A 13,294-nucleotide genomic window follows, 5' to 3' on the forward strand; every position below is an offset into this window, starting at 1 on the left:
CCATCATCGAGCAGCCGCCCGCTCCCCGACGCGACCGAGGCCCCGGCGGACACCACGGCCCTGCCGTACGTCCCCGTGCTGCTCTCCGCGCGCGACGAGGACGCCCTGCGCGCCCAGGCGCGGCGGCTGCGCTCGCGGATCGCCACCGGCGCCGATCTCACCGACCTCGGGTTCTCCCTCGCGACGACCCGCGCCGCCCTCGAACACCGCGTCGCCCTGGTCGCCGACGGCCAGGACGAGGTGCTGGGCGCGCTGGACGCGCTGGCGCGCGGCGAGCACCCGGCGGCAGAGCTGCGCGGGGTCGCCGCCGACGGCGGCAAGGTGGCGTTCCTGTTCACGGGGCAGGGCAGCCAGCGGCTCGGCATGGGCCGCGAGCTGTACGCGACGTTCCCGGCGTTCGCGCAGGCCCTGGACGAGGTGTGCGACGCGCTGGACCTGTACCTCGAACGGCCTCTGAAGACGGTGGTGTTCGGGGACGATGCCTCGGTGCTGGACCGGACCGGCTTCACTCAGCCTGCGCTGTTCGCGGTCGAGGTGGCGCTGTTCCGGCTGGTGGAGGCGTGGGGTCTGCGTGCGGACTTCCTCTCCGGCCACTCCATCGGTGAGCTGGCCGCCGCCCATGTGGCGGGTGTGCTGTCGCTCGCGGATGCGGCGAAGTTGGTGGCGGCGCGTGGTCGTCTGATGCAGGAGCTTCCGGCCGGTGGCGCGATGATCGCCGTCCAAGCCTCGGAAGCCGAGGTGGCGCCGCTGCTCACCGAGCGCGTCTCCATCGCCGCGCTCAATGGCCCCACGTCAGTGGTCATCGCGGGTGACGAGGACGCGGCTCAGGACATCGCGGCTGGCTTCGAGGCGCAGGGTCGTAAGACCAAGCGCCTCGCCGTCAGCCACGCCTTCCACTCGCCGCGCATGGACGCCATGCTCGCCGACTTCCGCAAGGTCGCCGAGGGTCTGACGTTCAACGCCCCGACGATTCCGCTGGTCTCCTGCCTCACCGGCACCGTGACCACGGCCGATGAGATCCGCATGCCGGACTTCTGGGTCCGCCACGTCCGCGAGTCCGTCCGCTTCGTCGACGGTGTGCGCACCCTGCGCGACAACGGGGTGACCACCTTCGTGGAACTCGGCCCCGACGGGGTGCTCTCCGCGATGGGCGAGAACTGCCTCGCCGAAACCGAGACGGAAGCCGACGCAGAGCACGACGGTGACAGGGCGGCGTTCGTCCCCGCCCTGCGCAACGGCCGCCCCGAGGCCCAGGCGCTGGCCACCGCCCTCGCGCAGCTCCATGTGCGGGGCGTGGCCCTGGACTGGACGGCGGTCTACGCCGGGCGCGGCGCCCGCCGCGTCGAGCTGCCCACGTACCCCTTCCAGCGTCAGCGCTACTGGCTCGACGTGGGCATCTCCGCCGAGGACGTGGCGTACGCGGGCCTCGGCACGGCGGGTCACCCGCTGCTGGGCGCGGCGGTGGAACTGCCCGACACCGGCGGCTTCGTGTTCACCGGACGGCTGGCGCTGCTGACGCACCCCTGGCTGGCCGACCACGCCGTCATGGACACCGTCCTGCTGCCCGGCACCGCCTTCGTCGAACTCGCCCTGCGGGCCGGTGAGGAGGCGGGCTGCGACACGATCGAGGAGCTGACCCTCCAGGCCCCGCTGGTCGTGCCCGAACAGGGCGCCGTCCAGCTGCGGCTGGAGCTGGCCGCGGCTGACGAGACGGGGCGGCGCCAGCTGACCCTGCACTCCCGCCGGGAGGACGTCCCCGCCGACGAGCCGTGGACCCGGCACGCCACCGGCTTCCTCACCCCGTCGTCCGGGACCGCCGACCAGGCCGACCTCACTGTGTGGCCGCCCGCCGACGCGACCGCCCTCGAAACCGAGGCGTTCTACGAGCACGCGGCCGCCGCCGGACTCGGCTACGGCGCGGTCTTCCAGGGCCTGCACGGCGCCTGGCGGCGCGGCGACGAGCTGTTCGCCGATATCCGCCTGCCGCGCGCCCATGAGCCCGAGGCCGCCACGTACGGTGTGCATCCCGCCCTGCTGGACGCCGCCCTGCACACCCTCGGCCTCGACACGCCGGACGGTGAGACCCCCGAGGGCGCGCGGCTGCCGTTCGCCTGGACGGGCGTACGGCTGCACGCCGGGGGCCCCGCGTCGCTGCGCGTACGGCTGCGCCCGGCCGCCGAAGGCGTGTCGCTCCACCTCGCGGACGGCACGGGCGCCGCCGTCGCCACCATCGACGGTCTGGTGCTGCGCCCGCTGTCGGCCGACCAGCTGAACGCCTCGCGTGCCGCGTACCACGAGGCGCTGTTCCGCCCGGAGTGGACGGACCTGGCGGCCCCCGTGTCCGCCACCGGCATCCCGGTCGGCGAGCGCTGGGTGACCCTCGGCGCCGACGCCGCCTTCACGGCCGCGGGCGAGCGGCTGGACGACTACCCGCACTTGGCGGCTCTCACCGCCGACGGCGCCGCGCCCGATGTGGTGCTCGTCCCCCTCGCCGCCGCCCAAGGGCAGCCGCTGCCCCAGGCGGCCAAGGCCGCCGCCCGGGACGCCCTGGACCTCGTCCAGAAGTGGCTGGACGACCAGCGGTTCGCCGACACCCGCCTGGTGTTCGTGACCCGCGGCGCGGTCGCGGCACGCCCCGATGAGGACATCGCCGACCTGGCCCACACCACCGTGTGGGGCCTGGTGAAGTCCGCCCAGTCGGAGAACCCGGGCCGGTTCGTCCTGGTCGACGTCGACGGCACCGACGCCTCCCAGCGCGCCCTGCCGACGGTGCTCGCCACCGACGAACCACAGCTCGCGCTGCGCTCCGGCACCGCCCACGCCTACCGCCTCGCCCGGGTCCCGGCCGACCCGGACACCCCGCAGCCAGCAGGCTCAGGCTTCGGCGACCCGCAGGGCACCGTGCTGCTCAGCGGCGCGAGCGGCGCCCTGGGCGGCCTGTTCGCCCGCCACCTGGTGGCCGAGCGCGGCGTACGGCAGCTGCTGCTGCTCAGCAGGCGCGGCGGCGACGCCCCCGGCGCGGCCGAACTCGCCGCCGAACTGGGCGCGTTGGGTGCCACGGTGACCTGGGCGGCCTGCGACACCGCCGACCGGGACGCACTGGCCACCGTCATCTCCGCGATCCCGGCCGAACACCCGCTCACCGCCGTGGTGCACACCGCGGGCGTCCTGGACGACGGTGTGATCAGCTCGCTGACCGGCGAGCGGATCGACGCGGTGCTGCGCCCCAAGGTGGACGCCGCGTGGAATCTGCACGAGCTGACCCGTGGGCTGGACCTGTCCGCGTTCGTGCTCTTCTCCTCGGCCGCCGGAGCCTTCGGCAGCTCGGGACAGGGCAACTACGCCGCCGCGAACACCTTCCTGGACGCGCTCGCCCAGCACCGCGCGGCGCACGGCCTGCCCGCGTCGTCGCTGGCCTGGGGCCTGTGGGAGACGGCCGACGGCATGGCGGGCAGCCTGGACAACGCCGACGTGGGCCGCATCTCGCGCGGTGGCTACGAGGCACTGCCGCAGGACGAGGGCCTGGCCCTGTTCGACGTGGCGGGCACCCTCGCCGAGGCCGTGTCCGTACCCATCCGCATCGACACCGGCGCCCTGCGCGGCCAAGCCGCCGCCGGGCTGCTGCCGCCGCTGCTGCGCGGCCTGGTCCGTACCCCCGTACGGCGCTCCGCCGACACCGGAGCCACCGGTGTCGCCGGAACCGCCGCAGACTCCGGTGCCGGTTCGCTCACCGAGCGGCTCGCGGGGCTGTCGGACACCGAACGCGACCGGGAGCTGCTGGAGGTCGTACGGACCCATGTGGCGGCCGTCCTCGGACACGCCACACCCGACGACGTCGACGCCGGGCGCGGCTTCCTCGACCTGGGCTTCGACTCGCTCACCGCCGTGGATCTGCGCAACCGACTGGGCGCCGCCGCCGGACTGCGGCTGCCGGTCACGCTGATCTTCGACTACCCGACGCCCACCGCCCTCGCCGGGTATCTGCGCGAGGAACTCGGCCTGGACGACACCACGGCCGCACACCAGCCCGTGCACGCGGAACTCGACAAGCTCGAAGCGATCCTCGCCACGATCGCCCCCGACGACGCCGAGAGCCCCGGCATCACCACCCGCCTGCGCGACCTCCTGTCGAAGTGGAATGAAACGCACAGTGCTACGGACAGCACCGCACAAGACCGTGAAATCCAGTCCGCGACAGCAGACGAGATCTTCGATCTCCTCGACGACGAGCTCGGGCTCTCCTGACCTGCTCCACAAGAGCGCATCGACTCATCTCAGCACCGCGGAGACGGCGTAATGGCGACGGCGAACGAAGAGAAGTACCTCGACTACCTCAAGCGGGCCACCACCGACCTGCGCGAGGCGCGGCGGCGGCTGCGCGAGGTCGAGGACCGCGAGCAGGAGCCCATCGCCATCGTCGCGATGAGCTGCCGCTACCCGGGCGGCGTCCGGACGCCCGAGGAGCTGTGGGAGCTGGTCGCCCGCGGCGGTGACGCGGCCTCGCCGTACCCCACCGACCGCGGCTGGGGTACGGAGGTCCTCTTCGACCCCGAGCCGGACAGCGGCCAGGAGCCGTACCTCCGCGAGGGCGGCTTCCTGCACGACGCCGCCGAGTTCGACCCGGCGTTCTTCGGCATCTCGCCGCGCGAGGCCCTTGCCATGGATCCGCAGCAGCGGTTGCTGCTGGAGACGTCGTGGGAGGCGTTCGAGCGCGCGGGCATCGACCCGACGACGCTCCAGGGCAGCCGGACCGGTGTGTTCGCGGGCGTCATGTACCACGACTACGCGTCCCGGCTGTTCTCCGCGCCCGAGGACGTCGAGGGCTTCCTCGGCAACGGCAGCTCCGGCTCCATCGCCTCCGGCCGCGTCGCGTACACCTTCGGCCTGGAGGGCCCGGCCGTCACCATCGACACGGCCTGCTCCTCCTCCCTGGTCGCCCTGCACTTCGCCGCCCAGGCGCTGCGCCGCGGCGAGTGCTCGCTGGCGCTGGCCGGTGGCGTCACGGTCATGGCCACCCCCGGTACGTTCACCGAGTTCAGCCGCCAGCGCGGGCTGGCCGTCGACGGCCGCTGCAAGTCGTTCGCCGAGGCCGCCGACGGCACCGGCTGGGGCGAGGGCGCGGGCATGCTGCTGCTGGAGCGGCTGTCCGACGCCCGCGCCAACGGCCACCAGGTGCTCGGCCTCGTACGCGGCTCCGCCATCAACCAGGACGGCGCCAGCAGCGGCCTCACCGCCCCCAACGGCCCCTCCCAGCAGCGCGTCATACGCCAGGCCCTGGCCGGGGCCCGGCTCACCGCCGGACAGATCGACGTCGTCGAGGCGCACGGTACGGGAACCACACTGGGCGACCCCATCGAGGCACAGGCGCTGCTCGCCACCTACGGGCGCAACCACAGCGAAGAGCAGCCGCTGTGGCTGGGTTCGGTGAAGTCCAACATCGGCCACACCCAGGCCGCCGCCGGTGTCGCGGGCATCATCAAGATGGTCATGGCGATGCGCCACGGCGTCCTCCCGCAGACCCTGCACGTCGACCAGCCCACCTCCAACGTCGACTGGTCCGCCGGCGCCGTCTCGCTGCTCACCGAGACCCGCGCCTGGCCCGACACCGGTCAACCGCGCCGCGCCGCGGTGTCGTCGTTCGGCATCAGCGGCACCAACGCGCACACGATCCTGGAGCAGGCACCCGACCCGGCCGCCGACGAGTCGCAGGCCGCCGCTGACGACGCCGCCCCCGCGATCGCGCTGCCGCTGTGGACCGTCGCGGCCAAGACCCGGTCCGCGCTGGTTGCCCAGGCCGCGAACCTCCGCGCCCACTTGGACGCCAACCCCGGACTCCCGCTCGCTGACGCCGCGTTCTCCCTGGCCACGGGCCGGGCGGCCTTCGAGCACCGCGCGGCGATCGTCGCCGACGACCGCGAGGGCCTGGTACGCGCCCTCGACGCGCTGACCCGCGAGGAGCCCGCGACCGGGCTGTTCGACGGCAAGGTGGCGGGCGGCAAGGTGGCGTTCCTGTTCACGGGGCAGGGCAGCCAGCGCCTCGGGATGGGGCGCGAGCTGTACGAGGCGTACCCGGTGTTCGCCGGTGCCCTGGATGAGGTGTGCGCGGAGCTGGACCAGCACCTTGAGCAGCCCCTGAAGGGTGTCCTGTTCGGGGATGACGCCGCGGTGCTGGACCAGACCGGCTTCACCCAGCCTGCGCTGTTCGCCATCGAGGTGGCGCTGTTCCGGCTGGTGGAGGCGTGGGGTCTGCGGCCCGACTTCCTGTCCGGTCACTCGATCGGTGAGCTGGCAGCCGCGCATGTGGCGGGAGTGCTGTCCCTCGCCGATTCGGCGAAGTTGGTAGCCGCACGTGGTCGCCTGATGCAGGAACTCCCCGCTGGTGGCGCGATGGTGGCGGTGCAGGCGTCGGAGGACGAGGTGGCGCCGCTGCTGACCGAGCGCGTCAGCATCGCCGCTGTGAATGGCCCGACGTCGGTCGTGATCGCGGGCGATGAGGACGCGGCCCTGGAGATCGCGGCGGGCTTCGAGGCGCAGGGTCGTAAGACCAAGCGGCTCACGGTCAGCCACGCCTTCCACTCGCCGCGCATGGACGGCATGTTGGACGCGTTCCGTGAGGTGGCGCAGGGGCTGTCGTACCAGGCCCCGAAGATCCCCATCGTGTCGAACCTGACCGGCGCCGTGGTCTCCGCCGACGAGATCACGACCGCCGACTTCTGGGTGCGCCACGTCCGCGAGGCAGTGCGCTTCCTCGACGGTGTGCGCGCCCTTGAGGACCGTAACGTCACGACGTTCGTGGAACTGGGCCCGGACGGCGTCCTCAGCGCCATGGCACAGGACTGCCTGACCCGTGACGACGCCACCCTTGTCTCCGCGCTGCGCACCGGCCGCCCCGAGGTCGGCTGCCTGGCCACCGCCCTCGCGCAGGCCCACGTACGCGGCGTCTCGCCCGACTGGAACGCGGTGTTCGCCGGTACGGAGACGGCACGTACCGACCTTCCGCTGTACGCCTTCCAGCGCGAAACGTACTGGCTGGACGCCGGATACCCGATGGGCGACGTGGCGTCCGCCGGGCTCGGCGCCGCCGACCACCCCCTGCTGGGCGCCGCCGTGGCGCTCGCCGACACCGACGGCTTCCTCTACACCGGCCGCCTCGCCCTGGACACCCACCCGTGGCTGGCCGACCACACGGTGGCCGGTTCGGTGCTGCTGCCCGGGACCGCGTTCGTGGAGCTGGCGGTGCGCGCCGGTGACCAGGTGGGATGCGATCTGCTGGAGGAGCTGACCCTGGAGGCGCCGTTGGTGCTTCCCGAGGTGGGCGGCGTGCAGCTCCAGCTGTCGGTGGCCGCGCCCGACGCGTCGGGGCGGCGTGCGCTGACGGTGTACTCGCGGCCCGAGGACGCGGCCGTGGACGAGGTCTGGGAGCGGCACGCCTCGGGTGTGCTGGGCTCGGGGGCGTCGTCTTCCGCCGCCTTCGACCTGGGCGTATGGCCCCCGCAGGGCGCGACGCCGGTCGCGGTCGAGGGCCTGTACGAGGGCCTGGCCGACGCCGGGCTCGCCTACGGCCCGGTGTTCCAGGGGTTGAAGTCTGCGTGGCGGCTGGGTGATGAGGTCTTCGCGGAGCTGGAGTTGGCGGAGGGTGCGAGGTCCGAGGCGGGTGCGTTTGGTTTGCATCCGGCGCTGTTGGATTCGGCGTTGCATGCGGTGGGTTTGGGTGGCTTGATCGAGGGTGAGGACGGGGCTCGGTTGCCGTTCTCGTGGTCGGGTGTGTCGTTGCATGCGGTGGGTGCGTCGGTGCTGCGGGTGCGTTTGTCCGCTGCCGGTACGGATGCGGTGTCGTTGGCGGTGGCTGATGGTGCGGGTCGTGCCGTGTTGTCGGTGGATTCGCTGGTGCTGCGGCCGGTGGCCGTCGAGCAGATCCGCGGCGCGCGGGGCGGGCGTCAGGAGTCGCTGTACAGGCTCGACTGGGCCGAGGTCTCGGGCGCGGGCGCGGCGGGGAAGTGTGTGCTGCTGGGGCCTGATGTTCATGGCTTGGCGCAGCGGTTGGACACGTACGCGGACTTGGACGCGCTGGCGGCTGCGGTGGACGGGGGTGCGGAGTCCCCGGAGTATGTTGCGGTGTCCCTGGCGGCTGCGCTCGTAGGCGACGCGGCAGTTGAACACCGGAGCGCGGCGAATCAGGCTCTGTCCGGCGCGGCAGTTGAACGCTCGGGCGCGGCGAATCAGGCTCTTCCCCGGGCGGGAGTTGAACGCTCGGGCGCAACCAATCCGGCTCTTTCGGACGCGGCAGTTGAACGCTCGGGCGCGGCGAATCAGGCGCTTCCCGGCGCGGCAGTTGAAAGCCCGGGTGCGGCAAATCAAGCCCGTCCGGCGATTGAGGACACGCCCGAAGGGCGTTCCGGCCCGCACACGGACGGTGCGGCATCTCCAGCCCGTCCGGCGTTTGAGGACCGGGGTCAAGGGGCGGAGCCCATTGGTTCGGGAAGGGGCGGGCTAGGGGAAAACCCCATCCAAGCCGCACACGACGCCACCACCCAGGCCCTCCACCTCCTCCAGTCCTGGCTGTCCGACGACCGCTTCGCGGACACCCGCCTGGTCCTGCTGACCTCGGGTGCCGTGGCGGCCGGTACGGGCGAGCCGGTGGCCGACCTGGCCCACGCCGCCGTGTGGGGCCTGGTGCGCTCGGCGCAGTCGGAGAACCCGGACCGGTTCGTGCTCGTCGACATCGACGGTGCGGCCGACTCGCGTGTGGCGCTGTCGGGCGCGCTGGCGTCGGGTGAGCCGCAGGTGGCGGTGCGGGATGGTGCGCTGCGGGCGCCGCGTCTGGCACGAGCCGTGGTGGACACCGAGCAGCAGCAGGTGCCTGACTTCGACGCCGACGGCACCGTGTTGATCACCGGTGCCAGCGGCACGCTCGGCGGTCTGCTGGCCCGGCATCTGGTGGCGGAGCGTGGCGTACGTCAGCTGCTGCTGGTGAGCCGTCGTGGCGACCAGGCTCCCGGTGCGCCCGAACTCGGCGCCGAACTGACCGAACTGGGTGCCAAGGTGCAGTGGGCCGCATGCGACGTGGCCGACCGGGACGCGCTCGCCGCAGCCCTCGCCACCGTCCCCGCCGAGCATCCGCTGACCGGCGTCGTCCACACCGCTGGTGTGCTGGACGACGGCGTAATCGGCTCGCTGACGCCGGAACGGCTGGCCAAGGTGCTGCGGCCCAAGGCGGACGCCGCCTGGAACCTCCACGAGCTGACCGCTGACCTGCACCTGAAGGCGTTCGTCCTCTTCTCGTCGGCCTCCGGTGTCTTCGGCGGCGCGGGGCAGGGCAACTACGCGGCGGCCAACGCCTACGTCGACGCGCTGGCGCAGCAGCGCAGGGCGCGTGGCCTGCCCGGTACGTCCCTCGCCTGGGGTCTGTGGGCCGATGCCAGCGGGATGACCGGTGCGCTGGACGACGCGGACGTATCCCGGATGAACCGGGGCGGCGTCGCCGCGCTCTCGGCCGCCGAAGGGCTGGAGCTGTTCGACGCGGCTCGCGGTGCGGGCGAGGCGTTGCTCGTACCGGTGCGACTGGACCTGGCGGCGGTACGGGCCGAGGCCGCGTCGTCGGGTGTGGTGGCGCCGTTGATGCGTGGGCTGGTGCGGGCGCCCGCGCGGCGTACGGCGGAGGGCTCCACCGGGACGGGCGCGCTGGCGCAGCGGCTGGCCGGGCTCCACGAAACCGAACAGCTCGACCTGCTGCTCGGGCTGGTCCGTACCCAGGTCGCCGCCGTCCTGGGCTACGGCTCCGCCGACTCCGTGGACCCCGATCGCGCCTTCCGTGACCTGGGCTTCGACTCGCTGACCGCCGTCGAGCTGCGCAACCGGATGAACGCGGCCACCGGCATGCGGCTCCCCGCCACCCTGGTCTTCGACTACCCGACCTCCCTCGTCCTCGCCGAACACCTTCGGGACGAACTGGCGGGCACGCAGGGCCAGGTGTCCGTACCGGCGTCGACCGTGGGCGCGGTCGACGACGAGCCGATCGCCATCGTCGCCATGAGCTGCCGCTTCCCGGGCGGGGTGCGCACCCCCGAGGAGCTGTGGCAGCTGCTGGCCTCCGGCCAGGACGCGATCTCCGGCTTCCCCGTGGACCGCGGCTGGGACCTGGACACGATCTACCACCCGGACCCCGAGCACCCGGGCACCTCGTACACCCGTGAGGGCGGCTTCCTCCACGACGCCGCCGACTTCGACCCCACCTTCTTCGGGATCTCGCCGCGTGAGGCCCTCGCCACCGACCCGCAGCAGCGGTTGCTGCTGGAGACGTCGTGGGAGGCGTTCGAGCGGGCGGGCATCGACCCGACGACCCTGCGCGGCAGCCGGACCGGTGTCTTCGCGGGCGTCATGTACCACGACTACGCCACGCTCGTGGAGCAGGCCCCCGACGGCGGCGGCGAGGGCGCGATCGGCTCCGGCAGCACCGGCTCCATCGCCTCCGGCCGGGTCGCGTACGCCCTCGGTCTTGAGGGCCCGGCGGTGACGGTGGACACGGCCTGCTCGTCGTCGCTCGTCGCCCTGCACTGGGCGATGCAGGCGCTGCGGGCGGGGGAGTGCAGCATGGCGCTCGCCGGTGGCGTCACCGTGATGGCCACCCCGGGCACCTTCATCGGCTTCAGCCGCCAGGGCGGCCTGTCCGCCGACGGCCGCTGCAAGGCGTTCTCGGCGGACGCGGACGGCACGGGCTGGGCCGAGGGTGCGGGCATGCTGCTCGTGGAACGGCTGTCGGACGCTCGGCGCAACGGCCACCCCGTGCTCGCGGTCGTACGCGGCAGCTCCGTCAACCAGGACGGTGCGAGCAATGGTCTGACGGCGCCGAACGGTCCGTCGCAGCAGCGGGTCATCCGGCAGGCGCTGGCCGGTGCGGGGCTGTCGGCCCGCCGATGTGGACGACGGTGGAAGCGCCACGGATACGGGTAAGACGCTGGGCGACCCGATAGAGGGCACAGGCGCTTGCTCGCCAAGTACGGATCGCGACCGGTCCGAGGACCTGCCCCAGATGCTGGGTTCCCATCAAAGTCCAACATGGGCCACAAAACAGGCTGCGGCCGGTGTCGCGGGCGTGATGAAGATGGTCCTCGCCATGCGTCACGGGGTGCTGCCGCAGACCCTGCACGCGGGCGAGGCGTCCCCGCACGTCGACTGGTCGGCGGGTGCGGTGTCGCTGCTGACCGAGCAGACGCCGTGGCCGGAAACCGGCCGTCCGCGCCGGGCGGGTGTGTCGTCGTTCGGCATCAGCGGCACCAATGTGCACACGATCATCGAGCAGGCCCCGGCGGTCGAGGCGGAGCCCGTCGCCGACATCACCCCGACCGCGCTGCCCTCGGTGATCTCCGGCCGCAGCGCCGCCGCACTGCGCGCCCAGGCCGAACGCCTCCGGGCCCACGTGGACGCCCACCCCGAACTGCGCCCCGCCGACCTCGGCTACTCGCTTGCGACCACCCGTTCCGCCTTCGACCACCGCGCGGCCGTCGTCGCCGAGGACCGCGCCGGGCTGCTGGCCGGTCTGGAGGCGCTGGCGGAGGGTCGAGGTGCTTCGGGGCTCGTCGAGGGCTCGGTGGCGGGCGGCAAGGTGGCGTTCCTGTTTACGGGGCAGGGCAGCCAGCGGCTGGGGATGGGTCGTGAGCTGTACGCGGCCTACCCGGTGTTCGCGGAGGCGTTGGATGCGGTGTGCGATGCGTTGGATGCGCATCTTGAGCAGCCGCTGAAGACGGTGCTGTTCGGTGATGACGCCTCGGTGCTGGACCAGACGGCGTTCACCCAGCCTGCGCTGTTCGCGGTTGAGGTGGCGTTGTTCCGGCTGGTGGAGGCGTGGGGTCTGCGTGCGGACTTCCTGTCGGGGCACTCCATTGGCGAGCTGGCTGCCGCGCATGTGGCAGGGGTGCTCTCTCTCGCAGACGCTGCGAAGTTGGTGGCCGCTCGTGGGCGGTTGATGCAGGAGCTTCCGGTCGGTGGCGCGATGATCGCCGTCCAGGCTTCGGAAGACGAGGTGCTGCCGCTGCTCGGGGAGCGGGTGAGCATTGCCGCCCTCAACGGGCCCACTTCGGTGGTCATCGCGGGTGACGACGATGCTGTGGTCGAGGTCGCGGCGGGCTTTGAGGCGCAGGGTCGTAAGACGAAGCGGCTCACGGTCAGCCATGCGTTCCACTCGCCACGTATGGACGGGATGCTGGAGGCGTTCCGCGAGGTCGCCGAGGGGCTTTCGTACGAGGCTCCGCGCATCCCGATCGTGTCCAACCTGACCGGGGATGTCGTCTCCGCCGAGGAGATCGCGACCGCCGACTTCTGGGTGCGGCATGTGCGCGAGGCGGTCCGCTTCCTCGATGGTGTGCGTGCTCTGGAGGCCCAGGGCGTCAGCACGTTTGTGGAGCTGGGCCCCGACGGTGTGCTCACCGCGATGGCGCAGGAGTGCGTGACCGGGGACGACGCGGCGTTCGCGTCCGTCTGCCGCAAGGGCCGTGCCGAGGTCGAGGTGTTGGTGTCGGCTGTCGCGCGGGCACATGTGCGGGGCGTGACGGTGGCCTGGGATGCCGTCTTCGCCGGTACGGGCGCCGTTCGCGTCGACCTGCCCACGTACGCCTTCCAGTACGCCCGCTACTGGCCGGAGGTCTCGGCCGCCGCTGCGCTGGGCGGTACGGCCGGGCTGGGGCTCGCGACCGTGGATCACCCGTTGGTGGGGGCTGCTGTGCCGCTCGCGGGTGGTGATGGGTTGCTGCTGACGGGGCGGTTGTCGGTGCAGACGCATCCGTGGCTGCTCGATCACGTCGTGATGGGTTCGGTGCTGCTGCCGCCCAGCCCTGGTGCACCGGCAAGGTGGGGATGTTCGGGATCTCCTGGGGCGGCTTCAACGCGCTCCAGATCGCCGCCCTGCGCCCCGAGCCGCTGAAGGCGATCGTCACGGTGTGCTCCGCGGACGACCGTTACGACAACGACGTCCACTACATCGGCGGCGCCGTCCTCGGCATCGACATGCTCGCCTGGGCGGGCACCATGCTGGCGTTCACCGCGCGCCCCCCGCACCCCACCTCCGTCGGCGAGGACCGCTGGCTGCCGATGTGGCGGGAGCGGCTCGACGCCCTGGAGCCGTATCTGCACACCTGGCTCGCGCACCAGGAGCGGGACGCGTACTGGCGGCACGGCAGCGTGTGCGAGGACTACGCGGCGGTCGACGCCGCCGTGCTCGCGGTCGGCGGCTGGGCGGACCCGTACCGGGACACCGTGCTGCGCCTGGTGGAGCACCTCGACGCGCCCGTACGCGGACTGA

Annotated in this window: 3 protein-coding genes and 1 pseudogene; all 4 read left to right on the top strand. The window is 72.7% G+C overall.

Translation table 11 applies throughout. From position 1 onward, the window contains the following. Window positions 1-75: 75 nt before the first annotated feature. Window positions 76-4,245 (top strand): type I polyketide synthase, encoded by a 4,170-nt coding sequence (locus SSOG_RS56460; RefSeq protein ID WP_154685993.1) that lies wholly within the window; start codon window positions 76-78, stop codon window positions 4,243-4,245. 51 nt (window positions 4,246-4,296) lie between these two features. Further along, window positions 4,297-10,950: a type I polyketide synthase gene (locus SSOG_RS56465; RefSeq protein ID WP_009717837.1), complete on the top strand. Its 6,654-nt coding sequence runs from the start codon at window positions 4,297-4,299 to the stop codon at window positions 10,948-10,950. Beyond that, window positions 10,916-12,916 (top strand): type I polyketide synthase, encoded by a 2,001-nt coding sequence (locus tag SSOG_RS57580; RefSeq protein WP_281048130.1) that lies wholly within the window; start codon window positions 10,916-10,918, stop codon window positions 12,914-12,916. Before SSOG_RS56465 ends, SSOG_RS57580 begins: the two co-directional genes overlap by 35 nt. Next, a pseudogene (locus SSOG_RS29070) lies at window positions 12,817-13,294 on the top strand (alpha/beta fold hydrolase); the annotation flags it as partial. The gene SSOG_RS57580 and the pseudogene SSOG_RS29070, both read left to right, overlap by 100 nt.

The sequence above is a fragment of the Streptomyces himastatinicus ATCC 53653 genome (assembly GCF_000158915.1).
In the GTDB taxonomy this organism is placed as follows: Bacteria; Actinomycetota; Actinomycetes; order Streptomycetales; family Streptomycetaceae; genus Streptomyces; species Streptomyces himastatinicus.